Raw genomic sequence first — 23,902 nt, 5'->3', positions numbered from 1 at the left:
GTCCGGCGGCGGTGCGGTGGCCGACGGGGCCGACGGGGTGGGTGCACGTGCCGGGGGCGGGCCGTTGCTGCTCGGGGTGCGGCATCACGGGCCCGGGTCGGCGCGGGCCGTGCGGGGCGCGTTGGAGGCGGCCCGGCCCCGGGTCGTGCTGATCGAGGGGCCGCCGGAGGCGGACGGGCTGATCGCGCTGGCCTGCGACGAGGGCATGCGGCCGCCGGTCGCGCTGCTCGCCCACGCGGTCGACGAGCCCGGGCGGTGCTCCTTCTGGCCGTTCGCCGAGTTCTCCCCGGAGTGGGTGGCGCTCAAGTGGGCCCTCGCCCATGGCGTTCCGGCCCGTTTCATCGACCTTCCGGCGACGCACACGCTGGCCTGGGGGAGGGACGAGGAAGAGGAGGCGGCCCCGGCCGAGGAGGCGGAGGACGAGGGGCCGAAGACGGAGGGGGCGAAGGCGGAGGCGACGAAGGCAGAGGCGGCGTCGGGCGAGGTGGTCCGGGGTGATCCGCTGGCCGCGCTCGCCGAGGCCGCCGGGTATGACGATGCCGAGCGGTGGTGGGAGGACGTGGTCGAGCACCGGGGGACGGGCGAGGACGTCTTCGCCCCGTTCACCGTGCTGGAGGAGGCCATGGGCGCGCTCCGGGAGGTGTACGGGACCGGGGGACGCGACCGGGACCCGGCGCGCGAGGCGTACATGCGGTTGCAACTGCGGGCCGCGCAGAAGGAGTTCGGGGACAACGGGGTGGCCGTCGTGTGCGGGGCCTGGCATGTGCCCGCGCTGCGGGAGAAGCGGACCGTGGCCGCCGACCGGGCACTGCTGAAGGGGCTGCCCAAGGTCAGGACCGACATGACCTGGGTGCCATGGACCAACCGGAGGCTCGCCCGGGCCGGTGGCTACGGCGCGGGCATCGACTCACCCGGCTGGTACGGGCATCTGTTCGACGCCCCGGACCGTCCCGTGGAGCGGTGGCTGACCAAGGTCGCGGGACTGCTGCGCGAGGAGGACCGGATCGTCTCCTCCGCCCATGTCATCGAGGCGGTGCGGCTGGCCGAGACACTCGCCGCGATGCGCGGGCGCCCGCTGCCGGGCCTGACCGAGACCACCGACGCCGTACGGGCGGTGATGTGCGACGGCTCCGACGTACCGCTGTCGCTGGTGCGGGACCGGCTGGTGGTCGGCGACGTCCTCGGAGAGGTACCCGAGTCGGCGCCGGCGGTGCCCCTGCAGCGGGACCTCACCCGGCTCCAGCGGCGGCTGCGGCTCAAGCCCGAGGCGCTGGAGCGGGAGGTGGAGCTGGACCTGCGCAAGGAGAACGACGCCGAACGCAGCCGGCTGCTGCATCGGCTGCGGCTGCTCGGCGTCGGATGGGGCGAGCCGACGACCTCGCGCGGCAGCACCGGCACGTTCCGGGAGACCTGGCGGCTGCGCTGGGAGCCGGAGCTGTCGGTGCGGGTCGCCGAGGCCGGGGTGTGGGGGACCACGGTGCTCTCCGCCGCGACCGCCAAGGCCGAGGCGGACGCCGTCACGGCCCGGTCCCTCGCCGACATCACCGGCCTCGCCGAGCACTGCCTCCTGGCCGGACTCCCCGACGTCCTCCCCGTGGTGGTGCGGGTGCTCGCCGACCGCGCCGCCCTCGACGCCGACGTGGGCCACCTCGCCCAGGCACTCCCGGCCCTGGTGCGTTCCCTTCGCTACGGCGACGTCCGCGCCACCGACACCCGGGCACTGGCCGAGGTCGCCGCCGGGCTCGCCGAGCGCGTCTTCGTCGGGCTGCCGCCCGCGTGCGCCGCGCTCGACGCGGAGGCGGCCCAGGAGATGCGCCGTCATGTGGAGGCCGTGCACGGGGCGGTGGGCCTGCTCGGCGAGACCGCCCCGACTGTCCCGACCGCCTCGAACGTCTCGGAGGACGACACCGCACGGGCCGGCGGAAGCGGGACCGGGGCAGGGCCGGGGACCAGGGGCGGGATACGGGGCCGCTGGCACTCGGTGCTCCATGTCCTCACCGCGCGGGACACGGTGCCCGGGGTGATCCGGGGGCGGGCCGTACGACTGCTGTTGGACGACGGGGAGTTGGCGCAGGACGAGGCGGCGCGGCTCATGGGGCTCGTGCTGTCGCCGGGTACGGAACCGGCGGACGCGGCGGCGTGGATCGAAGGCTTCGTCGGCGGCGGCTCCGGCGGCGGAATGCTGCTCGTGCACGACGAACGGCTCCTCGGCCTGGTGGACGCCTGGCTCACCGGGGTGCCGGGGGACGCGTTCACGGACGTACTGCCGCTGCTGCGGCGGACGTTCTCGGCGTACGAGCCGGGGGTGCGGCGGACGCTCGGCGAGCTGGTGCGGCGCGGGCCGGCGCGGCGGGGCGGCGCGATGGCCGTCGGGTCCGGCGGCATACCGGGCTACGCCGACGACCTGGACGCCGACCGCGCGGACGCGGTGCTGCCGGTGGTGCGGCTGCTGCTGGGCCTGGACGGTGAGGGGCGGGCGACCGCCGACGACAACGACCTGGTGAACGACCTTGTGGGGGTGGCGGGATGACGACCGACGGACTGCGCTCGCGTGAGCCGAGGCGGACCACCGAGACGATCGACGCCGGGGACGGGCCGGTGCGTGGCCGCGTGGCACGGCCGGGCGACCGCCCGACGACCGTGACGGTGATGCCCCTCTGGGCCCGGCCTCGCGCGGGGGTGCGCGGATGACGCGAAGGATGACGACGGAGGCGGGGTCGGAGTTGGGCGCGGGCGGGGACGCCGCCGACGAGCGGTTGCGGCGCTGGCGGCTCGTGCTGGGCGGGGACGCGGCCGACGGTACGGGGTGCACGCTGGGCGCGCGGGACGCGGCGATGGACCAGACCCTGGGCGCGCTGTACGGGAACGGCAAGGGGAAGGGGGACAAGGCGCGGGCGGGGCAGGACCGTTCGGCGGGGCTCGGGGCGTCGGCGCCGTCCGTAGCCCGGTGGCTGGGGGACATCCGGACGTACTTCCCCTCCTCCGTCGTCCAGGTCATGCAGCGGGACGCCATCGACCGGCTGGGCCTCTCCGCGCTGCTCCTCGAACCGGAGATGCTGGAGGCCGTGGAGGCCGACGTCCATCTCGTCGGCACCCTCCTCTCCCTCAACAAGGCCATGCCGGAGACGACGAAGGAGACCGCGCGGGCCGTCGTACGGAAGGTCGTCGAGGACCTGGAGAAGCGGCTCGCGACCCGTACCCGGGCCACGCTCACCGGTGCCCTCGACCGCAGCGCCCGCGTCAGCAGGCCGCGCCACCACGACATCGACTGGAACCGCACGATCGCGGCCAACCTCAAGAACTACCTGCCGGAGTACCGGACGGTCGTGCCCGAGCGGCTCATCGGATACGGGCGGGCCTCGCAGTCGGTGAAGAAGGAGGTCGTCCTCTGCATCGACCAGTCGGGGTCGATGGCGGCGTCCGTCGTCTACGCGTCCGTGTTCGGGGCGGTGCTGGCGTCCATGCGGTCCCTCAGCACCCGGCTCGTCGTCTTCGACACGGCCGTCGTCGACCTCACCGACCAGCTCGACGACCCGGTCGACGTCCTCTTCGGCACACAGCTCGGCGGCGGTACGGACATCAACCGGGCGCTCGCGTACTGCCAGTCGAGGATCACCCGGCCCGCCGACACGGTGGTCGTGCTGATCAGCGACCTGTACGAGGGCGGGATACGGGACGAGATGCTGAAGCGGGTGGCGGCGATGAAGGCCTCGGGGGTGCAGTTCGTGACCCTGCTGGCGCTCTCCGACGAAGGGGCGCCGGCGTACGACCGGGAACACGCGGCGGCTCTCGCGGCCCTCGGCGCACCGGCGTTCGCCTGCACGCCCGACCTGTTCCCGGAGGTGATGGCGGCGGCGATCGAGAAGCGGCCGTTGCCGATACCGGACTCCGTCTGACGGCAGTCGGTAACCGGACAGGGGAGGTTGAAAAGAGGACATGACAGCGCATCGGTAACCCGGGGCTTGCGCCAGGGCGGGAGTCCCGTGCGAGGATCGGCAACGCTTCACACCCTTCACACGGGTGTTCGCATCTCGCGCAACTTCCGCAACTCCGCCGCGTACTCCGCCGTTCCGCCGCACGGGAGGGTCCTCCCCGTCTTGGCCGTCTCGCCCGCCTTGTCCGTCCTGACGTCAGCAGCCGCGCTGCGCGGTGCCGGTGCCGGTGCCGCCCTGCGCGTGACGCGCGGGGCCGTCGGGCGTCGTTCGGTGCGGGTCGCGCTGTTGGTGGGCGGGCTGTTCGTCCTGGGCGTCCTCTGCGGGGCCCGCGCGAACGCGGCGGAGGGCACACCGGCCTCGACCTCGTCACCACCCCTGTCCGCCGTCACCGCCGGCGTCAGCGCGGTCGCCGGTCAGGGCGCCGGTCAGGTCGGCGCCGTGGTGCCTCCGGTCGAGGAGCGCCTCGTCGCCCCGGCCGGGCGCCATGTGGTCGCACCGGCCGGCGAAAGGATCGTCCGGCCGGTCGCCGGGGGCGTCGTGCGACCGGTCGCCGGGGGCGTCGTACAGCCGCTCGCCGAGCAGGCCGTACGACCGGTCGCCGAGGACGTCGTCGCGCCCGTCGTCGAGGACATCGTCCGACCGGTCACCGATCCGGTGGTCGATCCAGTGGTGGAGTCGGTGGTCGCTCCGGTCGTCGATTCGGTCGTCGTTCCGGTGGTGCGGCCGGTCACCGAGCATGTCGTGGTGCCGGTGGGGGAGGTCGTGGAGTCGGTGACCGAGGGGCTCGGTGGGGTGACGTCGCAGCTTCCGCCGGTGAGCGGGTTGCCGTCGCTGCCCGGGGTGCCGGGGCTTCCGGAGTTGCCGGAACTGCCCGGCTGGACCACGTTGCCGGTGGAGACGGCGCCCGTCGCGGTGACACCGCTGGAGCCGGGGCGGGCGGCGGCCGAGAGGCCGGGCCGGGCCGCAGCGACCGACGGCAAGGGCGGGCGTGATGGCGAGCGGGCCCCCGGGTCCCATGCCGCTGTCGGATACGGCCCGCATGCCGCCGCTGGTGGCGCGGTGGACGTATCGGCTCCTCGCCGGGACACCAGTGTCGGGGGCCCGTCCCTCGTGCGGGTGCCCGCGCAGCAGAACCCCGACGGTCCTCCGACCGGCGCCCTCGGCCGGCACTCCGCCGTCGACAACGGCGGGCCCCGGCACGCCGAGCCGTACACCGTCGCCTCCTTCGACCGGGCGCCGCTGAGCCTCGTGCCCGGCGCCCCCGTGGCCGACGCCCCGGACGGAACCCGGGACCGGCACCGGGACATCCCCGAGTTCCCCGGCTAGAGCCGGTTCTTCCACCCCCGCCGCACGCTCGCGCGGGGGCGGGACAGGCCTGCCCGCCGTCCCGGAGGCCCGGACGCCAGCCCCTCGGAGCCACGGCCGCGACCTCGTCGGCATGACGGCCCGGCACCGCCGGTAGCGCCGGTCTCGCCGACCGCGCACCCGCCGGTCCCGGTCCCGTACGGCTCCCCAGCACTCGGATCCCCCAAGGAACTGACGCCCGCATGAACAACGAACCCCGCGCTTCCCGCACCCTCCGCGCCCTCCGCGCCCCCCGCGCCCCCCGCGCTCCCCATGCTTCCCGTGCCCTCCGCCGCCCCGGCGTGATGGCGATCGGCCGTGCCGCCCGCGGGCCCTGACCCCGTGCGGCGGTCGCCTACGAGCGGCTGCCTACGGGCGGCTGCCCGAGGGCGGTTGTGGACGACCGTCCCAGCGGCTGAAACCCGGACGGCCGAAAGCCGTCGGCCTGGTCCGGGTGGGAGCGTGGGGGCGGTGGCGGATGGTCTCCCAATGGGGAGGAGATCACCCGCCGAGGGGCCCTTCGGAAGAGGTGTCGGAAGAGGTGAAGGGCCTCGGAGGGGCCTCACCGGACGTACCCCCGTCCGGTGAGGTCCCGCACGCGCGGCACGCGGTGCCAGTGAGCGCGGCATCATGTGACAGGTATCACCGCTCAGGTGTGACCCTCGATTTAGGGGCCCTCCGGAAGCAGCGATAACCTGCGAGACGGACATGCCGCGCGCTCGGACACCGTGTGCGCCTCCCTTGTGACTCTCGGCGGACGTCACGTTGCCCTTCGCGGCACGCCCACGCATCAGACGAACCGCGATCACTGATAGGGACGGAAGCGCGTGGACCTGTTCGAGTACCAGGCGAGGGACCTCTTCGCCAAGCACGGTGTACCGGTGCTGGCCGGTGAAGTCATCGACACGCCTGAGGCGGCGCGCGAGATCACCGAGCGGCTGGGCGGCAAGTCTGTCGTCAAGGCTCAGGTGAAGGTCGGTGGTCGAGGCAAGGCCGGCGGCGTCAAGCTCGCCGCCACCCCGGACGAGGCTGTCGCCCGTTCGACGGACATTCTCGGGATGGACATCAAGGGCCACACGGTCCACAAGGTGATGATCGCCGAGACCGCTCCGGAAATCGTCGAGGAGTACTACGTCTCCTACCTCCTCGACCGCACCAACCGCACCTTCCTCTCCATCGCCTCCGTCGAGGGCGGCATGGAGATCGAGGAGGTGGCGGCCACCCGCCCCGAGGCCGTCGCCAAGACCCCGATCGACGCCAACGTGGGTGTGACCCCCGAGGTCGCCCGTGGCATCGTCGAGGCCGCGAACTTCCCGGCCGAGGTCGCCGACAAGGTCGCCGACATCCTCGTCACCCTGTGGAAGACCTTCATCGACGAGGACGCCCTCCTCGTCGAGGTCAACCCGCTGGCGAAGGTCGCCTCCGGCGACGTCCTCGCCCTCGACGGCAAGGTCTCCCTGGACGAGAACGCGGACTTCCGCCACCCCGACCACGAGGAACTGGTCGACCACGCGGCCGCCAACCCCCTTGAGGCCGCCGCCAAGGAGAAGAACCTCAACTACGTCAAGCTCGACGGTGAGGTCGGCATCATCGGCAACGGCGCGGGTCTCGTCATGAGCACCCTGGACGTCGTCGCGTACGCCGGTGAGAACCACGGCGGCGTCAAGCCGGCCAACTTCCTCGACATCGGCGGTGGCGCCTCCGCCGCCGTCATGGCGAACGGCCTGGAGATCATCCTCGGCGACCCGGACGTCAAGTCCGTGTTCGTCAACGTCTTTGGTGGCATCACCGCCTGCGACGAGGTCGCCAACGGCATCGTGCAGGCGCTGCAGCTGCTCGCGGACAAGGGTGAGGAAGTCACCAAGCCCCTCGTCGTCCGCCTCGACGGCAACAACGCCGAGCTGGGTCGCAAGATCCTCTCCGACGCCAACCACCCGCTGGTCCAGCGCGTGGACACCATGGACGGCGCGGCCGACAAGGCCGCCGAGCTCGCGGCTGCGAAGTAAGGGAAGAGGGACAGAACAGCCATGGCTATCTTCCTGAACAAGGACAGCAAGGTCATCGTCCAGGGCATGACCGGTGCCACGGGCATGAAGCACACCAAGCTCATGCTGGCCGACGGCACGAACATCGTCGGTGGCGTGAACCCGCGCAAGGCGGGCACGTCGGTCGACATCGACGGCACCGACATCCCGGTGTTCGGCACGGTCGCCGAGGCGATCGAGAAGACGGGCGCGAACGTGTCCGTCCTCTTCGTACCCCCGGCCTTCGCCAAGGCGGCCGTCGTCGAGGCCATCGACGCCGAGATCCCGCTCGCGGTCGTCATCACCGAGGGCATCGCGGTCCACGACTCGGCCGCGTTCTACGCGTACGCCGTGTCGCAGGGCAACAAGACCCGGATCATCGGCCCGAACTGCCCGGGTCTGATCACCCCCGGTCAGTCGAACGCCGGCATCATCCCCGGTGACATCACCAAGCCGGGCCGCATCGGTCTGGTCTCGAAGTCCGGCACGCTGACGTACCAGATGATGTACGAGCTCCGTGACATCGGCTTCTCCTCGGCCGTCGGCATCGGTGGCGACCCGGTCATCGGTACGACGCACATCGACGCGCTTGCCGCGTTCGAGGCCGACCCCGACACCGACCTGATCGTGATGATCGGTGAGATCGGTGGCGACGCGGAGGAGCGGGCCGCGGACTTCATCAAGGCGAACGTGAAGAAGCCGGTCGTCGGTTACGTCGCCGGGTTCACCGCGCCCGAGGGCAAGACCATGGGCCACGCCGGTGCCATCGTCTCCGGGTCCTCCGGTACGGCCGCCGCGAAGAAGGAGGCCCTTGAGGCCGCCGGCGTCAAGGTGGGCAAGACCCCGACCGAGACGGCGAAGCTCGCGCGCGAGATCCTCAACGGCTGATCGTCTCTTCGGCTCGGCCGAGCCTTCACGGGCCCGTACCCCTTGGTGGGGTGCGGGCCCGTTGGCGTCTCTCGGGGGTACGGGTGTAGCGGCTCAGTGGGGTTCTGGGTGGAGGCGTTCCGGGCCCGCTGCCGTCGCCGATCTGAGTTTGGTGCGGAGTTTCTGTTCGGTTTTGGAGAGGGGGCCGGGGGCCGCTTTCGGGGGGATGCCCTGGACGGGGGCGCCCGGGGGGACCGGGGGTTCGTAGTGGTCGGGGGCGGTGTGGAGGGTGAGGGCGGTGGTGGTGAGGAGGACGGTGGTGAAGGCGATGGCGGCGTGGATCCAGCGGCGGGCGCGCAGGTCGGCCCGGGCGCGGAGGGCGGGGGGCCTCGTGGGGCCCGGGCGGATGCCGGAGGGGAGCGTGGCCAGGAGGCGGTTGAGGTCGTCGGGGGCGACCGGCTCGGGGAGGCGTGCGGCGACGGTCGCGCGGGCGTAGAGAAGGCGGCCCGCCGCCGCGGGTGTGCTGGCCTCGGTCTCGGCGGCCGTGTCGGGAAGGTCGAGGCCGACACCGTCGTAGAGGAGCAGGGTGCGGCGGTACGGGGGCGGCAGTTCGAGCAGTGCGGTCAGCAGGGCGCGGCCGGTGGGGTCGGCCGGCTGGGGTTCGGGGTGCCGGCGGGGGCGCAGACGGTGCCAGGGGGAGAGGGCGTAGTCGTGGGCCGCGGCCCGCACCCAGCCCGCCGGGTCGCGGTCGACGGCCACCTCCGGCCAGCGGTGCCAGGCGAGCTGGAAGGCGCGTTCCACGGCCTCGCGCGCGAGGTGGCGCCGCCCGGTGAGCAGGTACGTCTGCTGGACGAGGGTGGGGGCGCAGTACGCGTACAGGGCGTCGAAGGCCTGGGCGGGGGTCAGGGGGGCCGGGGTGCGGGGCCGGGTCGGATCGTCGGCGCCGGTGGTGGGATGGGCGCCGGTACGGGGGGCTGGGGTGTTGTCGGTGCCGTTGTCGGTGCCGTTGTCGGTGGCGCAGTCGGTGCCGAGGGGCTGCTGGTACCACTCGGTACTGCTCGGCGCGGACGGCGCGGACGGCGCGTGTGAAGCGTGCGGCTCGTGTGGCATGTGCGGTTCGTGCAGCTCGTGTGGTTCGTACGGCTGCCCGGAGGGCCCGGCTTCGGCCCCGGTCCCCGTCCCGGTGGTCCCGGCCCCAGGCCCGGTCACCGGATCGCCTCCCGCCGTAGCGACCTCTGTCGGAGCAACTTTCGTACGAAAAAGCACATAAGCACATATTGGGCGACACGTGCACGAAACCTTCGTTACGCCGGTAAAGCGCGTGTCGTTGGGAGCATGGCCGACGTGACTCACGCGACCGACCCGAATGAGCCGAACGAGCCGAACGAGCCGAGGGCCATGGCACCGACGGCGTCCCTTTACGCGTCCTCGCCGAGGTCTCCGCTGTCGCCACTGATCAGGCGGGCGCGCCGGCGGTCGTCCAAGCTGGTCGCCGGGATGCTGGGCGGGGCCCTGGCGGCGGGGCTCGGGCTCGGGGCGTTCGTCGCGCTGGTGATGATGCTGTGGATCAGCTCGCCGTACCCGGACAGCGGGCCCGGCGGGGCGTTGCACGTGGCGGCGGTGCTGTGGCTGCTCTCCCATGGCGTGGAGCTCATCCGTACCGACACGCTCTCCGGCGCCCCCGCCCCGGTCGGCCTCGTCCCTCTCTTCCTGCTCGCCCTCCCGACGGTGCTGCTGCACCGGTCGGCCCGTGACCATGCGGGCGAGGGCTCGGCGGTGAGCGCCCGTGCGATGTGGGCGGGGCTCGTCATCGGTTACGCGGCGGTCGGCGCGGTGGTCACGTTGTACGCCTCGGGTGGGGTGCTGCGGCCGCGGTGGTGGTGGGCCGCGCTGTGCGTGCCGCTGCTCGCGGCGCTCGCGGCGGGTACGGGGGTGTGGGCGGGACGCGGGCGCCCCCGGCTGCCCCTGCCCGCGCTCCTCGGCGGCACCCCGGCGACGGCGTGGCGGCGGCATCTCGTGGCCGCCGCCGGGCGGGCCGCCGGGGCGGGGGTGCTCGTGCTGGCGGGCGGTGGGGCGCTGCTGGTGGCCGTGTCCCTGGTCTGGCACGGGGGCGCGGCCCGCGACTCCTTCCTCCAGCTGACCGAGGCGCTGTCCGGGCGGTTCGCCGTACTGCTGCTCTGCCTCGCCCTCGTGCCGAACGCGGCGCTGTGGGCGGCGGCCTACGCGCTCGGTCCCGGGTTCGTGCTGGGCGGCGGGCACACCGTCGCGCCGCTGGAGGTGGCGGCTCCGGCCGCGGCGGTCCTGCTGCCGCCGTTTCCGCTGCTCGCGGCGGTTCCGGAGGGTGGGGGCACGCCGGTGTACTGGGCGGTGGGGGCGGTGCCGCTGGCCGCGGGGGTGACGGTCGGGTGGTTCACCGCGGCGCGGGCCGCGGCCGATCGGGTGGCGCCGTGGTCCGCGTGGCGGACGGCCGGTGCGACCCTCCTCGCGGGCCTCCTCTGCGCCGCGGCCTTCGCCCTCCTCACCGTCCTCTCCGGCGGCCCCCTCGGCCTCGCCGCCCTGGCCGACTTCGGCCCCGTGTGGTGGCAGACGGGCGGTGCGACCTGGGCGTGGGTGAGTGCGGTGGGAGTGCCGGTGGCCCTCGGGGCGCGATGGGGGCGTGTGCGGGCGCGCGCGAGAGCGGACGTGACAGTGGGGGCCCGGCGGACGGGCGCGGGTGGGGTGCCTGGGGCGCGGGGGACCGATCAGGCGGAGGTGCGCGTGGGTGCCGGGCGGGGGGAGAAGCGGGCGGGGGCGGCTGCGGACACCGGGCCGGAGACGGGGGCTGGGGCGGGTTCTGGGAAGAGGGCTGGGGGTGGGTGGGGGAGATCGATCGTGGCGAGGGTGTTCCGGCGGGGGGCCAGGCCCGGGGATGCCTCCGCTGACCTGCGGGGGACGACTGCCGGGGCCGTCCCGGGGAGTGGGGTCGGCGGTGCGAACGGCGTGACGTCGAAGCGCACACCAGACGAGCCCCGAACCGGCTCCCGGGCGCCCGAACGGCCCACGACATCGACCTCCCCGACGCAGCCGCAACCTCTCCCACCTCCTCCGCGACGCTCGCGCCGGTTCCCGGCATGGCTCTCCAAGGCGAGGGGGCGCCCCGCCGAGCGGCCAACGCCGGGAACTCCGACGCCGACCACAAACACCGGCCCGAACACCGGTTCCCGGCCAGCATCTGGACCAGGTGCGGCGGGTGCTGGCGGAGCCGGTGCTGGGGTCGGGGTCGGCGGCCTCGGGCTCGGCAGCGGCGATGGCCCCGGCACCGGCCTTGCGCACAGCACCAGCGCCAGCCCTCGCCTCGGGGCCAGCGGCGATCATGGTCCCGGCATGGGTCTGGGGCCTGACCTCGGGCTCGGCACTGGCGATGGCTCCGGTACCGGCCTCGCGCACGGCACCAGTACCGGCACTCGCCTAGGGCCTGGCGGCGGTCGTGGTCCTGGCACGGGTGTGGGGCCTGGCCTCGGGCTCGGCACTGCCGATGGCTCCGGTACCGGCCTCGCGCACGGCAGCAGTACCGGCACTCGCCTAGGGCCTGGCGGCGGTCGTGGTCCTGGCGCGGGTGTGGGGCCTGGCCCCGGGCCCGGCACTGGCGATGGCTCCGGTACCGGCCTCGCGCACGGCACCAGTACCGGCACTCGCCTAGGGCCTGGCGGCGGTCGTGGTCCTGGCACGGGTCTGGGGCCTGACCTCGGGCACGGCACCAACATCGGGCACGGCACCGGAGTCGGGCACAGCAGCGGCCGTGGGCAAGGGACCACCCCCGGCTCAAGCGCCCCACACGGCTCCGGCAGCGACCCCACCGACGCCCTCACGCCGTACGACGCCCTCGACCCGTACGCCTACAAGTCCACCGCTCCCACACCCGCACCCCCGCCCGCCTGGGACTCGGGTTCCCGCACGGCCCGCTGGGCGGCACTGCGTGAGGCGGACTCGGCCGACCGGCGAGAGCATCAGCGCCCCGACGCGGCCCCTGCGCGCAACCCCGAAGCCGCCCCCGACCCCACCCCCGGCGAAGCCCCCTGACGGGGTGAAGGTGCTGCCGGGGATTCGGGGCGTCTTCGGGGGTGGTGGGGGCGTGAGGCTACTGCGCGCCCAGGATTTCGCGGAGGGGGCCCTCGGGGAGGAGGTCCTTGCAGGACTTCGCGGAGGTGGTGGTGAGGGAGTCGTTGACGCAGGTGTAGTAGTCGCGGTAGACGAACTGGGCCGTGAAGGTGATCGCGACGATGGCGAGGGCGATCGTGGAGGTCACCAGCCCGCTGATGGCCGCCGTCCTCTGGGGGCGCCCACTCGGCTCGGGCGCCGCGGGCCGGGACGGGTCCGGCGACTGCGGCTTGGCCCGCAGCGCGCTGACCGCCCAGTACACGGCCAGCGAGCCGAGCAGCAGGGCGACGTACGGCCAGGCGAAGAGCGCGAAGAAGAAGGCCCACATGCCGCAGAGCAGTGAGTACCGAGCGCGGCGCTGGGCGGGGTCCGTCGGGTCCCAGCGCAGTCCGCTGCCGGGACCGCCCTCGGGCCCCTGACCGGAACCACCCGGTCCACCCGGTCCGCCCTGGCCACCGGGACGCTGACCGAAGGGTCCGCCGGAGGAGCGGCCGGGCTGCCGGTCGCTCCACTGACTGCCCCACGGCGAATGACCACCGCCCCGCCCCGCCCCGTCGTCGGAACCCTGGCCGTCGGGCCGGCGCGGCTGCCAGGGCCGGTCGGGCGTGCCCTCGGGCGGCGGCGCGAACGGATTGTCGTCCGAGGAGCCCGCGCCCCGGCCCCGCCCGGGCTGCCCGGACTGCTCGGGGGCGTCCTCGCTCTCGCGCGGAGGCGTGGGCGAGGAACTCCGCTCGCGCGACAGGAGCGAAGGAAAGCGGAGGCTGCGGTCCGGCATCAGGAGTGCGTCTTCCCCTTGGTGAATACGGCGAGGTGGTGAATACGGCGATGAAGGAACTAGGCGATCTAGGAACCAGGAAGTGTGCTCGGCGGTGAAATCTACTGGTGGCGCATGAGCTGTCACTCCGTGAACGCCCCGCACATCGACCGCGTTCCCGAGCCCACTCCTCGCGAACGCTACCTTCCGGCCACGCCCCCGTCCCACGGGGGCCGTCCGGTGTGCCGGTATCGTTGCTGACGGTCGGCCGCTTCGTAGACTTCCCCGTATCGAGGGACGCGAAGCATTCGTATGAACGTACAAGAGTGCAAGTCCCCGTACCCGTACCTGTATGGGTACCCGTAGAAAGGGCCCCACCGTGGCCGCCAAGCCCGTGGCCAAGCGCCTCGTCGTGCTGGTCTCCGGATCCGGCACCAACCTCCAGGCGCTGCTGGACGGCATCGAGACCATCGGAGTCGAGGCCTACGGGGCCGAGATCGTGGCCGTCGGAGCCGACCGCGGTGGCATCGAGGGGCTCGCCCGTGCCGAGCGCGCCGGGCTGCCGACCTTCGTCTGCCGGGTCAAGGACCACGAGACCCGCGACCAGTGGGACGCGGCGCTCACCGAGGCCGTCGCCGCGTACGAGCCGGATCTCGTCGTGTCCGCCGGGTTCATGAAGATCGTGGGCAAGGAGTTCCTGGCACGGTTCGGCGGCCGGTTCGTCAACACCCACCCGGCGCTGCTCCCCAGTTTCCCCGGGGCCCACGGGGTGCGGGACGCGCTCGCGTACGGCGCCCGGGTCACCGGCTGCACCGTCCACTTCGTCGACGACGGCGTCGACACCGGGCCGATCATCGCGCAGGGCGTGGTGGAGGTCCGGGACGAGGACGACGAGAGCGCTCTGCACGAGCGCATCAAGGAAGTCGAGCGAAGGCTGCTCGTCGATGTCGTGGGGCGGCTCGCCCGCAACGGCTATCGCATTGAGGGACGAAAGGTAGTTATCCAGTGACCGCCGACAGCAACAAGCGGCCCCTTCGCCGGGCGCTCGTCAGCGTCTACGACAAGACCGGGCTGGAGCAGCTCGCGCGCGGGCTGCACGAGGCCGGTGTCGAGCTGGTCTCCACCGGCTCCACGGCCGCGAAGATCGCCGCGGCCGGCGTCCCCGTCACCAAGGTCGAGGAGCTGACCGGCTTCCCCGAGTGCCTGGACGGCCGGGTCAAGACCCTGCACCCCAAGGTGCACGCGGGCATCCTCGCCGACCTGCGGCTGGACAGCCACCGGCAGCAGCTCGACGAGCTGGGCGTGGCCCCCTTCGATCTCGTCGTCGTCAACCTGTACCCCTTCCGCGAGACCGTCGCCTCGGGTGCCACCCCCGACGAGTGCGTCGAGCAGATCGACATCGGCGGCCCGTCGATGGTCCGCGCGGCGGCGAAGAACCACCCGTCGGTGGCCGTCGTCACCAGCCCGGCCCGGTACGCCGATGTCCTGAACGCCGTCCAGGACGGCGGTTTCGACCTCGCCACCCGCAAGCGGCTCGCGGCCGAGGCCTTCCAGCACACGGCCGCGTACGACGTCGCCGTGGCCTCCTGGTTCGCCTCGTCCTACGCGCCCGCCGACGACTCGCAGTTCCCCGACTTCCTCGGGGCCACCTGGGAGCGCGCGCACACCCTGCGCTACGGCGAGAACCCGCACCAGCCGGCCGCGCTGTACGTCTCCGGGACCGGCGGTCTCGCCGAGGCCGAGCAGCTGCACGGCAAGGAGATGTCGTACAACAACTACACGGACACGGACGCCGCGCGCCGTGCCGCGTACGACCACGACGAGCCGGCCGTCGCGATCATCAAGCACGCCAACCCCTGCGGGATCGCGGTCGGCGCGGACGTCGCCGAGGCGCACCGCAAGGCGCACGCGTGCGACCCGCTGTCCGCGTTCGGCGGTGTGATCGCCGTCAACCGGCCGGTCAGCAAGGAGATGGCGGAGCAGGTCGCGGAGATCTTCACCGAGGTCATCGTGGCGCCCGACTACGAGGAGGGGGCCGTGGAGGCCCTCGCCAAGAAGAAGAACATCCGGGTGCTCAAGGCCCCCGGCGCGCCCGCCGCGCCGGTCGAGCTCAAACCGGTCGACGGCGGCGCGCTCCTCCAGGTGACCGACCGGCTCCAGGCCGACGGCGACGACCCCGCCCACTGGACCCTCGCGACCGGGGACGCCCTCTCCGCCGACGAGCTGGCCGAGCTGGCGTTCGCCTGGAAGGCCTGCCGGGCCGTCAAGTCCAACGCGATCCTGCTGGCCAAGGACGGCGCCTCCGTGGGCGTCGGCATGGGGCAGGTCAATCGCGTCGACTCCGCGAAGCTCGCGGTCGAGCGGGCCGGGGAGGAGCGCGCGCGGGGCTCGTACGCTGCCTCCGACGCGTTCTTCCCCTTCCCCGACGGGCTGGAGATCCTGACCGCCGCCGGCGTCAAGGCCGTCGTGCAGCCGGGCGGTTCGGTCCGTGACGAGCTGGTCGTCGAGGCCGCGCGGAAGGCGGGCGTGACGATGTACTTCACGGGGACGCGGCACTTCTTCCACTGAGTCGCGCCACGGGGCGACGGGGCCCCGTCGCCCCGTCGACGGCTCGTACGCCAAGGGGGCGCGGCACTCGAAGCGCCGCGCCCCCTTGGCGTTCGTTCAGGCGGAGGTTCAGGAGGACGTGCCCGGCATGCACTCGGGGGCCCATTTGTGGGAGCGGACGAGTGGGCCGTCGCCCCGGTAGTTGACTTTGGCCTGGTCCCTGACGCAGCCGCTCGGGTTCTTGTAGTCGGGGTCGCTGAAGAGCTGGACGACGATGAACTCGGGGTCGATGTAGCCGTTGTTGAAGGCCGACTCCGGCCTGCTGTCCTTCGCCCAGGCACAGGGGATGAACTCGTCGTGCCAGTCGAGGTCGTAGTCGTACCAGTTGCACATGTCGCCCTGTCCGTCCGCCTCTGAGAAGAAGCAGATGTCCCCTCGGGCACAGCGCGCCCACCCCTGTGGGGCGGGTTCGCGCATCGCCAGCAGGCCCGCGGTGACGAGGGAGACCGCCGTGATCGCGGCCAGTCCGCCCAGCAGGGCCGGATGGGGGCCGCGTCGCGGCTGGAGCCGGGGCAGCCGGGGGGAGCGGGCGGCGTCGGCGGCGGGTTCGACCCTGCGGAGCAGGGACTGGGCGGTGTGGACGGCACGGGCCTCGTGCGTGGGCGCCAGACAGTCGGTGACGATCTGCCGCCAGAGGCCCGGCAGTTCGGGCGACAGACGCAGCTCCTCATGGCCCTTGGCGTAGCGCAGGACCGCATCACGGCGGGCGGCCTGGGTCGCCCCCGGGAACGGCGGACCGCCGGTCAGGACCAGGTGGGCGAGGACGCCGAAGGCCCAGATGTCGGCGGTGGGGCGGGTGCGGTGGCCGTGTTCGCCGATCTCTGCCCACAGGAGCTCGGGCGGGGTGCAGTCGATGGTGGTGAACGCGGGGGAATAGGCGTGGGTTCCCTGCATCTCGGCGGCCAGGTTGAAGTCCGCCAGCCGGACCGAACCGTCGGCCATCAGCAGGACGTTGGCCGGCTTGAGGTCGCCGTGGACCCACCCCGCGTGGTGGAGGTGGGCCACCCCCTCGCAGATCTGGGCGAGCAGCGAGGGGCCACCGGGGACGGCGACCGCGCGGTCGGACCGGCCCGGGCGTTGCTTCCCGAGCCGTTCGAGTAACTGGTCGAGGGAACCCTCGGCGCGTTCCAGCACGAGGACGGTGGCTCCGTCGAGCAGCGGCTCGGACGGATCGTCCACGGTCAGGGCCTCGTACATGCGGATGAGCCGGGGGCGCTGAAGGCGGCGCAGCAGCTCCGTCTCCCGTTCGGCGAGTTCCTGGAGATGGCGCAGCTGGCGGGGTGTGCGGGTACCGGTCGGCAGGAACTTCAGGGCGGCCTCGGCCGGCAGTCCCCCGGCAGGCTCCACGCGACGGGCGGCGTACACCGTGCCGAAGCCCCCGGAGGCGATGGGTTCGCGGATTTCCCAGGCTCCGACGCGGTATCCGTGCGGAACGGGTACGGCGTGTGTCGTCCACTCGTTCACGGTGCGGCCCTCTCCTTCAACAGCGCCAGGTCGTCCTCCCGGACGAGGTCGAACCGCAGGGCCAGGGAGACCAGACGGTCCTTCTTGCCGTTGAGGCGCGGGCCGCCGCCCGGTGTCGTGTCGGGCATCGGTTTCAGCCGCAGCTTGACCGCGAGGTAGTCGATGTTCCACTGCACCGACGTCCGCGAGACCGTCGGCCAGCTGGGCCGCAGCGACTTCACCAGTTCGTCGGCGGTGGGCGGCGCGGCATGCGGTTCGTCGCGCAGACGCCGCGCGCACAGGGCGACGAGTACCTGGAAGTACCGCTTGCCGCGGTCGAGCGGGAAGGCGCACTCGGTGGGGGCGCCGTGCCGTGGGCCCGTGTGGTCCAGGAAGTCGTGGCGTGGCGCCCATACCTCGAAACTCAGCAGATCGCTCCCCGCGGGCAGGACCACACGCGAGAACTCGAACGGGACCGGGGCATCGAGCCGTCCGGGCGAGACCTTGACGTGTTCACCCGCGCCTTCCGGGTTCTCGACGACATAGGTCTGGCCACGGCTGAGGTTGCTGAGCCTCCAGTAGGCGCCCGCCGCCGTGATCTCGCCGGCCTCGCGGGACACACCTTCGTGGGCGATGGTGAGGTGGGGGCCGTTCGACTGTGGCGTACGGCCGAACGGCAGGGACTCGCACGGACCGAGACGTATGTGGTCTTCCGGGCCGACGCTGTGCGCAGGGACGACGATGATGCTGTGCATGCTGTGGGCCTCCCCCGACGGAAACTGACATCAGGGTAAGGAACGGAGCATGAGCCGCCCAAGAGTATGTAAAAAAGGGCGTGTCTACCCGGATGGGGCGGCCCCAGGGTGTACTGGAGTGGCCTGCCCGACCGGGCGAACCGCACCGTCGGTCACGCGCCCTGGGTGTCCAGGAACTTGTCGCACTCCGACTCCCACACCCCCTTGTGGGAACTGATGGCGTTGTCCATGTCGGTCCCGTCGGAGAAGGTGTGCTCGGAGAGGTCGCTGATGTGGCCCTCGGACCTGCGGACGCACGCGGATCCGCCGCCCCAGTCCTGCCCCGTACCGTTGAAGACCATGACGGCCGTGCCGGCTGTGCTTCTGTGCAGGATGGCGGACGCCCTGTCGGTGTCGCTGCCCTGGAACGGGCCCGTGCTGTCGCCCCAGTCCGAGTCCCAGCTCGTCGTGCGGCCGAGCAGACCGCTGCAGTCGGTGAGGTCGTAGACGTAGAGGTAGCCCGGGACCGCGGCGTTCCAGGCGTTGTCGCAAGCCGTGGAGGCCTGTGCCCCCGTGGTGGGGACGAGTACGCCGAGGCCGGCGAGGCCGAGGGTGGCGGCGGTGGCGAGGATCTTGCGCATGGTGATCGCTCCTTGTGTCGTGGAATCGCCTAACGGGCCGTGGCCCGCCGGGAGACGGCGGGCCACGGTGCTCACACGGGGTCGGCCGCGGATGGACCCGGTCGGGTCAGGAGTCCAGGAACTTGTCGCACTCCGACTCCCACACCCACTTGTGGGAGCTGATGCTCTTGTCCACGCTGACGCCGTTGGTGTAGGTCTGTCCGGCGAGGCTGCTCATGTAGAACTCGGACTTCTTGAGGCAGCTGTGGCCGCCACCGTAGTTCGCGTGCTGGTAGACCTTGACGGCCATGCCGGAGGTGCCCTTGTGCAGGATCGACTCCGCGTCGTCGTTCTCGGCGCCCTGGAACGGGCCGACGCTGTCGGCCCAGTGGGTGTCGGCACCCTCGGTCTTGCCCATGTAGCCGCTGCAGTTGTCGGCGTTGTAGGCGTAGAAGTAGCCCGAATCCGCGGCGTTCCAGGCGTTGTCGCATGCCGTGGAGGCCTGCGCGCCGCTGACGGGGACGAGTACGCCGAGGCCGGCGAGGCCGAGGGTGGCGGCGGTGGCGAGGATCTTGCGCATGGTGGATCGCTCCTTGTCGTGTGGTGTCGTGTGTGGCGTGTCGTTCGGTTGTGGTGCTGGATCGTCCGCGGCTGAGATGCGGCGGAAGTCTGGGGGTGCGCGGGGGAGTCGGCAGCCGGCTGCCGTCCTTCACACGGTCGAGCCGGTGATGTCCTCGGCGCGGGCCAGGGCGGTGAGGCTCATGCGGCGGTACGCGGCGACCTCCTCGCCGTAGGTGCCGAGCTGCTTCTCGCGATACTCGGTGTCCAGGGCGCAGGCCGTGGCGGCGAGCGGGGTCTCGGTGGCGCAGGTGGCCTCGGCGACCGCGAGCCGTACCTCGACCGCGTACGCCTCGTCGACGCCCAGCCCCTCGGTGAGCCGCGGCAGCTTCTTCTGGAGCGCCGGCGGATCGGTGTAGTCGTGGCCCGCCTCGCGCATGCACGCGGACCACTTCTCGACCGCGGCGACGAAACGCTTGTCCTTGAGGAGTTCCGGTACGTACAGCGAGGTGAGGCCGGTGGCGGTCTTCTCGGCCTTGAACCAGGTCTCGAAGTCGCCGTAGAGCTCGTTCTTGGCGTCGGCCAGGCAGCTCTCGCGGGGGGTCTGGACGGTGCCGCCGCCGGGCAGTTCAGCCGTCAGCATCCCGACCGACGGACCGCCTTCGAGCGTCTTGCCGTAGCGGACGCGTTCCTTGTCCGGCAGCGCGTTGGCGTACGCGGTGTTGGGGTCGTCGCGCTGGAAGTCCTGGAGTCTCCGGTCGATCCGGCTGCCGTAGCCGTTCCGCTTCGCCCAGTCGACATCGGTCAGGACGTAACCGCCGCCCTTGAGCTCGTCGGCGGTCGGCTGCCGCTCCACCCAGTACGCGAAACCCGCCGCCGCCATGCACTTCTTGACGAGCAGTCCTTCGGCGCGCCGGACCAGGAGCCGCTCGGCGTCGGTCAGCTCCCGGCCCACGGACGCGGTGTTCTGCCGCGTGGGGGCGCCGGCGCCGGGCTGACGGCTCACGTCCGTCGTGCAGCCGGCCGCGGTGACAGCGACGATGGCGGCGCTCACGCAGACGGCGGCGGATGCTCGCTTCATGGTGGTGCGACCCCGTTCGTCCGGCGCGGCCCCCCGTGGCCGGCGCATGCCGAGAACGATGACCGAGGTACGTCCCGCCCGGCCACGTTGTTGCGGCTGGACGCAAAGGAGCAGCTCAGCGCGGAGAGGGGGGCGATACGGGGCGGAAGCGGAGGGTCCGTGTCCGGCGCGTACGTCAGCCGCCCCGGTGGCGGTACCTGGAACTCTTCAGGGACATCGGCGCAGAAAGGCCGCGTTACCGTCGAAGGACCGCACGAGCTGAGTTCATCGGGGGAGAACGAGGTGCTACGCGTCCATTTCAGCGATGCCGACCTTGCCAGAACCAGACTGTCCGCCGCGCCGGACCCGCTCTGGGAGATCGCCGCCAGTCTGCACCGGCTTCAGAGCCGACAGGGGCGCTGGGCCTACGCCGAGTGGTACCGCACGACCCGGCGACGGCTGCGGGAGACGGGCCTGGAACCAGCCGTACGCAACGTGCTGCTGCCGCTGTTCCCGCGGGCCGCCTACTTCCCGGACTTCCTGACACCTTTCCAGGCCGCAGACGGGCTCGACGCCGGCCTGGAAGGCATCCTGGCCACCCCTCCGCGCAGGGTCCTGCGGGAGATGGCCCACCTAGACCGCGTCGTCGGAGCGCCCTCGTGGGCGGCGGAACTGGCCGGGCCGTCGGCCCGCAGGGAGCTGGTCCGGGTACTGCGTGCCTACCACAGGGCCGCCGTAGCCCCGTACGAGGACCTGATTCAGGCCCGTGTCGACGCCGAGCGGGCGGCGCGCTGCCGAGGCCTCATGAACAGCGGTGTCGAGGGCATGCTGGCAGGCCTCGGCCCCGCCATGCGCTGGGAACGCCCCGTCCTGCACGTCGACTACAGCCCTGCCGTGGACCGCGATCTGCGTCTGGACGGCCGCGGGATCACCCTGGTTCCGTCGTACTTCAACTGGCAGCGACCGGTCACTCTCGCCGACCCCACGCTGCCACCGGTCCTGGTCTATCCGCTGTGCCGCGAGCCCGCGGCCCCCCGGCCCGCCGACAGCCCGGGAGGGGCGGCCGATCTCGCCGGGGCGTCCCTGGCGGCCCTGCTGGGGCGTGCGCGGGCGGCGGCCCTGTGCACCGTGGCGGCGGCCGGCGCCACGACCGGTGAGATCGCCCGGGGGGCGGGGATGGCCACATCCTCCGCCAGCAGACACGCCACCACGCTGCGGGACGCCGGCCTCATCACCAGCGTCCGGCGCGGTGCGACCATGCTGCACACCCTCACACCGGCGGGGGCGACCATGCTGCGGGCCGCCGCGGACGCGTCGACCGACGCGCGGTGACACCGGTGACCGGCCTCGCGTCCGCGGATCGGGCGGATCAGGCGCACCGGGCGGATCGGGCGGATCGGACGCGCCGGGCGGAGCGCGCACGGGTGGCCGGGGCCTTCCCGCTGACGCTCCGCCGGTTCACGTCGATTGGGCGGCGGCTCAGTAACGCGGGCGGTTGAACCACGCCTTGCCGTTCGCGTTGCCGACGAAGACGGCTATCAGGATGCCCAGGACCAGGTGGACCAGGCCGATCAGGAAGAACGGGAAGACGCCGAGGATCGCGGTGATGATGCCGAAGACCAGGGCCGCGATGCGTACGCCGTTGCCGCCGGACTTGAACTTGACCGCCAGCATGATCGCGTAGACCAGCCAGGCCGTGGCGAAGATCGCGATCGCCACCATCTGGCCGGTGGGGATGTCGCCGAGCGCCTCCGCGAGGGCCGGGTCCTCGGCGCTGTCGCTGGCCGCGGCCACACCGATCGCGCCGATGCCGTACAGGAGCACGCCGATCACCTGGAGGCCGACGATGACCCAGAGCATGATGCGGGCCGCGTTCACCGTGCTGGGCATGGTCTCGGGTGCGTTCGGGTAGCCGCCGTAGCCCTGGGAGACCGGCGGGGCGGCCGGATAGCCGCCGTAGCCCGGCTGCTGGGGCGGGGTCTGCTGCGGGTAGCCGTACGGCTGGGCGGGCGGCTGCTGCTGGGGCTGGCCGTACGGGTTGTTCGGGTCGCCGAAGCTCATGCGGGGTTTCCTCCGTTGCCTGGTGCGGGGACGCGCGGCACGGTTCGGAGGAATGCCCTGAATCTTCTGAAATGGTCACGCCCCCCGGCAGTGCCCGCGGCACTGTGCCCCAATCGTTTTATATGCCCGGTCGGATGTCCAGGGAGATTCATCGGGTGTTGTGCAAGTGCAACACATCCGATCTTGTGGGGAGGGGCGCGGGGAGGGTGGGGCGAGGGCGTGGGGAGGACTCGGCGAGGGCGTGGCGAGGGCGTGGGGGCGTCCGTCAGGTGACCGGATTGGAACCGGGCGCGGGTCATCCGCGAAGATTGGGGCCATGAGCGCCCAGATTCTCGATGGCAAGGCCACCGCAGCCGCGATCAAGTCCGATCTGACCGCCCGCGTGGCGGTGCTGAAGGAGAAGGGCGTCACGCCCGGACTCGGCACGATCCTGGTCGGCGAGGACCCCGGCAGCCAGAAGTACGTCGCCGGCAAGCACCGCGACTGCGCGCAGGTCGGTATCGCCTCCATCCAGCGTGAACTGCCCGCGACCGCCACCCAGGAGGAGATCGAGGCGGTGGTGCGGGAGCTGAACGAGGACCCCGCGTGCACCGGTTACATCGTGCAGCTGCCGCTGCCCAAGGGCATCGACGAGAACCGCATCCTCGAACTGATGGACCCCGACAAGGACGCGGACGGTCTGCACCCGATGAACCTCGGGCGCCTCGTCCTCAACGAGCCCGCGCCGCTGCCCTGCACCCCGAACGGTGTCCTCACCCTCCTCCGTCAGTACGGCGTCGAGATCAAGGGCGCCGAGGTCGTGGTCGTCGGCCGCGGTGTCACCATCGGCCGCCCGATGCCGCTGCTGCTCACCCGGCGCAGCGAGAACGCGACGGTGACCCAGTGCCACACCGGCACGCGTGACCTGGCCGCGCACCTCAGGAAGGCGGACATCATCGTCGCCGCGGCCGGCTCCGCCCACCTCGTCCGGCCCGAGGACGTGAAGCCGGGCGCCGCCGTCCTCGACGTCGGTGTCTCCCGCTCCGCCGAGGGCAAGATCGTCGGCGACGTCCACCCCGGCGTCGCGGAGGTCGCCGGCTGGATCTCCCCCAACCCCGGCGGCGTCGGCCCCATGACCCGGGCCCAGCTCCTCGTCAACGTGGTCGAGGCGGCAGAGCGCAGTGCCGGCTGACGGCGGCCCCGGGGAGACGACGAACGGACCGGGCGCGGCGCGACGAAGCGTTAGGACGGACGTGGCGGGGGACGCGGCGGGCCGGGCGACGGACGTGGCGGCGGACGCGGCGGTGTCGGAGAGGGTGCAGATGGCGAGGACGACGACGGGTACGGCCGGCGGGCCGACCGAGGCCGCGGAGGCGGGCGGGGGGCCCGCGGGAGTGGGCGGGGGGACGGGTACGGCTGAGCCTTTGGAGGCGACCGAGGTGGGGGAGGTTGCCGAGGTGCCCGGGGCTGCTGGGGGCGCCAGGACTGCCGGGGCCGCTGGAGCGGGCGCGGTGGCCGCGGTGGCCGGGGTGGCCGAAGCAGTCGAGCCCGGTGGGTCGGGTGTGTCGAGTGGGTCGGAGGCGCCCGCTGAGGTGCCCGAATCGGCCGAGGCGTCTGAGTCGCCCGAGGCGGCTGAGCCTGAGCCGGTCGGGTCCGCGGGGTCGGCTGGGGTGCCTTCGCCGACCTCACCGGCTTCGCCAACCTCACCGGCTTCGCCAACCTCACCGGCTTCGCCAACCTCACCGGCTTCGCCAACCTCACCGGCTTCGCCAACCTCAC

The 23,902-nt window shown here is 72.6% G+C and carries 19 protein-coding genes; 11 read left to right on the top strand and 8 right to left on the bottom strand.

Annotated features, from left to right (window positions below; all coding sequences use genetic code 11):
• Positions 1–16 precede the first annotated feature (16 nt).
• From ACZ7MG_RS08725 to sucD, 6 genes are all read left to right on the top strand, one after another.
• A complete protein-coding gene (locus ACZ7MG_RS08725; RefSeq protein ID WP_471385654.1) occupies positions 17–2,530 on the top strand; it encodes a DUF5682 family protein in 2,514 nt (837 codons plus the stop codon).
• Positions 2,527–2,691 carry a hypothetical protein gene (locus ACZ7MG_RS08720; protein ID WP_471385506.1) on the top strand — a complete coding sequence of 55 codons (165 nt, stop codon included), beginning with the start codon at positions 2,527–2,529 and terminating at the stop codon, positions 2,689–2,691. Before ACZ7MG_RS08725 ends, ACZ7MG_RS08720 begins: the two co-directional genes overlap by 4 nt.
• Positions 2,688–3,896 carry a VWA domain-containing protein gene (locus ACZ7MG_RS08715; protein ID WP_471385508.1) on the top strand — a complete coding sequence of 403 codons (1,209 nt, stop codon included), beginning with the start codon at positions 2,688–2,690 and terminating at the stop codon, positions 3,894–3,896. The genes ACZ7MG_RS08720 and ACZ7MG_RS08715 overlap by 4 nt, the downstream gene beginning before the upstream one ends.
• Before the next feature lie 201 nt (positions 3,897–4,097).
• Positions 4,098–5,261, top strand: coding sequence for a hypothetical protein (locus ACZ7MG_RS08710; protein WP_471385510.1), 1,164 nt, complete (start codon positions 4,098–4,100; stop codon positions 5,259–5,261).
• 845 nt (positions 5,262–6,106) lie between these two features.
• Positions 6,107–7,285: an ADP-forming succinate--CoA ligase subunit beta gene (sucC, locus tag ACZ7MG_RS08705; RefSeq protein ID WP_471385512.1), complete on the top strand. Its 1,179-nt coding sequence runs from the start codon at positions 6,107–6,109 to the stop codon at positions 7,283–7,285.
• 21 nt (positions 7,286–7,306) lie between these two features.
• Positions 7,307–8,191 carry a succinate--CoA ligase subunit alpha gene (gene sucD / locus ACZ7MG_RS08700; protein ID WP_471385513.1) on the top strand — a complete coding sequence of 295 codons (885 nt, stop codon included), beginning with the start codon at positions 7,307–7,309 and terminating at the stop codon, positions 8,189–8,191.
• Between the two features lie 93 nt (positions 8,192–8,284).
• Here sucD and ACZ7MG_RS08695 read toward each other — a convergent pair whose 3' ends face one another.
• On the bottom strand, positions 8,285–9,280 hold the full coding sequence (locus ACZ7MG_RS08695; RefSeq protein WP_471385515.1) for an RNA polymerase sigma factor: 996 nt from the start codon (positions 9,278–9,280) through the stop codon (positions 8,285–8,287).
• 225 nt (positions 9,281–9,505) lie between these two features.
• Between ACZ7MG_RS08695 and ACZ7MG_RS08690 the strand changes: the two genes are divergently transcribed.
• Positions 9,506–12,229, top strand: a complete 2,724-nt coding sequence (locus ACZ7MG_RS08690; protein WP_471385517.1) for a cell division protein PerM — start codon at positions 9,506–9,508, stop codon at positions 12,227–12,229.
• Between the two features lie 58 nt (positions 12,230–12,287).
• Here ACZ7MG_RS08690 and ACZ7MG_RS08685 read toward each other — a convergent pair whose 3' ends face one another.
• A complete protein-coding gene (locus ACZ7MG_RS08685) occupies positions 12,288–13,082 on the bottom strand; it encodes a hypothetical protein (RefSeq protein WP_471385519.1) in 795 nt (264 codons plus the stop codon).
• Positions 13,083–13,440: 358 nt separating this feature from the next.
• On the opposite strand from ACZ7MG_RS08685, the gene purN reads away from it, so the two are divergent.
• Together purN and purH are read left to right on the top strand one after the other, a co-directional pair.
• Positions 13,441–14,070, top strand: a complete 630-nt coding sequence (gene purN / locus ACZ7MG_RS08680) for a phosphoribosylglycinamide formyltransferase (RefSeq protein ID WP_471385656.1) — start codon at positions 13,441–13,443, stop codon at positions 14,068–14,070.
• Entirely contained in the window at positions 14,067–15,629 is a 1,563-nt protein-coding gene (gene purH / locus ACZ7MG_RS08675; RefSeq protein WP_471385521.1) for a bifunctional phosphoribosylaminoimidazolecarboxamide formyltransferase/IMP cyclohydrolase, read from the top strand. The genes purN and purH overlap by 4 nt, the downstream gene beginning before the upstream one ends.
• A gap of 108 nt (positions 15,630–15,737) precedes the next feature.
• On the opposite strand, the gene ACZ7MG_RS08670 is transcribed toward purH, so the two are convergent.
• The 5 genes from ACZ7MG_RS08670 to ACZ7MG_RS08650 all read right to left on the bottom strand — a co-directional run bounded on the left by ACZ7MG_RS08670 (position 15,738) and on the right by ACZ7MG_RS08650 (position 20,104).
• Positions 15,738–17,132, bottom strand: a complete 1,395-nt coding sequence (locus ACZ7MG_RS08670; protein WP_471385523.1) for a protein kinase domain-containing protein — start codon at positions 17,130–17,132, stop codon at positions 15,738–15,740.
• A complete protein-coding gene (locus ACZ7MG_RS08665; protein ID WP_471385525.1) occupies positions 17,129–17,866 on the bottom strand; it encodes an FHA domain-containing protein in 738 nt (245 codons plus the stop codon). Before ACZ7MG_RS08665 ends, ACZ7MG_RS08670 begins: the two co-directional genes overlap by 4 nt.
• A 152-nt stretch (positions 17,867–18,018) precedes the next feature.
• Positions 18,019–18,486, bottom strand: coding sequence for a hypothetical protein (locus tag ACZ7MG_RS08660; RefSeq protein WP_471385527.1), 468 nt, complete (start codon positions 18,484–18,486; stop codon positions 18,019–18,021).
• Between the two features lie 106 nt (positions 18,487–18,592).
• Positions 18,593–19,045 carry a peptidase inhibitor family I36 protein gene (locus ACZ7MG_RS08655; protein ID WP_471385529.1) on the bottom strand — a complete coding sequence of 151 codons (453 nt, stop codon included), beginning with the start codon at positions 19,043–19,045 and terminating at the stop codon, positions 18,593–18,595.
• A 129-nt stretch (positions 19,046–19,174) separates the two neighbouring features.
• The gene (locus tag ACZ7MG_RS08650; RefSeq protein ID WP_471385531.1) at positions 19,175–20,104 is read right to left on the bottom strand and encodes a hypothetical protein; all 930 of its coding nucleotides are present in this window, start codon (positions 20,102–20,104) and stop codon (positions 19,175–19,177) included.
• Positions 20,105–20,386: 282 nt separating this feature from the next.
• Between ACZ7MG_RS08650 and ACZ7MG_RS08645 the strand changes: the two genes are divergently transcribed.
• On the top strand, positions 20,387–21,415 hold the full coding sequence (locus ACZ7MG_RS08645; protein WP_471946121.1) for an ArsR/SmtB family transcription factor: 1,029 nt from the start codon (positions 20,387–20,389) through the stop codon (positions 21,413–21,415).
• A 147-nt stretch (positions 21,416–21,562) separates the two neighbouring features.
• Here ACZ7MG_RS08645 and ACZ7MG_RS08640 read toward each other — a convergent pair whose 3' ends face one another.
• Positions 21,563–22,144 carry a hypothetical protein gene (locus ACZ7MG_RS08640; protein WP_471385536.1) on the bottom strand — a complete coding sequence of 194 codons (582 nt, stop codon included), beginning with the start codon at positions 22,142–22,144 and terminating at the stop codon, positions 21,563–21,565.
• Positions 22,145–22,460: 316 nt separating this feature from the next.
• Between ACZ7MG_RS08640 and ACZ7MG_RS08635 the strand changes: the two genes are divergently transcribed.
• Complete coding sequence (locus ACZ7MG_RS08635) at positions 22,461–23,315, top strand: bifunctional methylenetetrahydrofolate dehydrogenase/methenyltetrahydrofolate cyclohydrolase (RefSeq protein WP_319068106.1); 855 nt, start codon at positions 22,461–22,463, stop codon at positions 23,313–23,315.
• Positions 23,316–23,902: the final 587 nt, after the last annotated feature.

This window comes from Streptomyces sp. NPDC107538 (assembly GCF_055657445.1).
This window is presented reverse-complemented; position numbering and strand designations above follow the sequence as displayed.

What these genes read in the sequence shown, in the direction of transcription:
- ACZ7MG_RS08720 (WP_471385506.1), top strand. Translation starts at nt 2,527, where the DNA reads ATGACGACCGACGGACTGCGCTCGCGTGAGCCGAGGCGGACCACCGAG.
- ACZ7MG_RS08640 (WP_471385536.1), bottom strand. Translation starts at nt 22,144, where the DNA reads ATGAGCTTCGGCGACCCGAACAACCCGTACGGCCAGCCCCAGCAGCAG.
- ACZ7MG_RS08695 (WP_471385515.1), bottom strand. Translation starts at nt 9,280, where the DNA reads ATGCCACACGAGCCGCACGCTTCACACGCGCCGTCCGCGCCGTCCGCG.
- ACZ7MG_RS08635 (WP_319068106.1), top strand. Translation starts at nt 22,461, where the DNA reads ATGAGCGCCCAGATTCTCGATGGCAAGGCCACCGCAGCCGCGATCAAG.
- ACZ7MG_RS08655 (WP_471385529.1), bottom strand. Translation starts at nt 19,045, where the DNA reads ATGCGCAAGATCCTCGCCACCGCCGCCACCCTCGGCCTCGCCGGCCTC.
- ACZ7MG_RS08685 (WP_471385519.1), bottom strand. Translation starts at nt 13,082, where the DNA reads ATGCCGGACCGCAGCCTCCGCTTTCCTTCGCTCCTGTCGCGCGAGCGG.
- ACZ7MG_RS08665 (WP_471385525.1), bottom strand. Translation starts at nt 17,866, where the DNA reads ATGCACAGCATCATCGTCGTCCCTGCGCACAGCGTCGGCCCGGAAGAC.
- ACZ7MG_RS08690 (WP_471385517.1), top strand. Translation starts at nt 9,506, where the DNA reads ATGGCCGACGTGACTCACGCGACCGACCCGAATGAGCCGAACGAGCCG.
- ACZ7MG_RS08660 (WP_471385527.1), bottom strand. Translation starts at nt 18,486, where the DNA reads ATGCGCAAGATCCTCGCCACCGCCGCCACCCTCGGCCTCGCCGGCCTC.
- ACZ7MG_RS08650 (WP_471385531.1), bottom strand. Translation starts at nt 20,104, where the DNA reads ATGAAGCGAGCATCCGCCGCCGTCTGCGTGAGCGCCGCCATCGTCGCT.
- sucD (WP_471385513.1), top strand. Translation starts at nt 7,307, where the DNA reads ATGGCTATCTTCCTGAACAAGGACAGCAAGGTCATCGTCCAGGGCATG.
- ACZ7MG_RS08715 (WP_471385508.1), top strand. Translation starts at nt 2,688, where the DNA reads ATGACGCGAAGGATGACGACGGAGGCGGGGTCGGAGTTGGGCGCGGGC.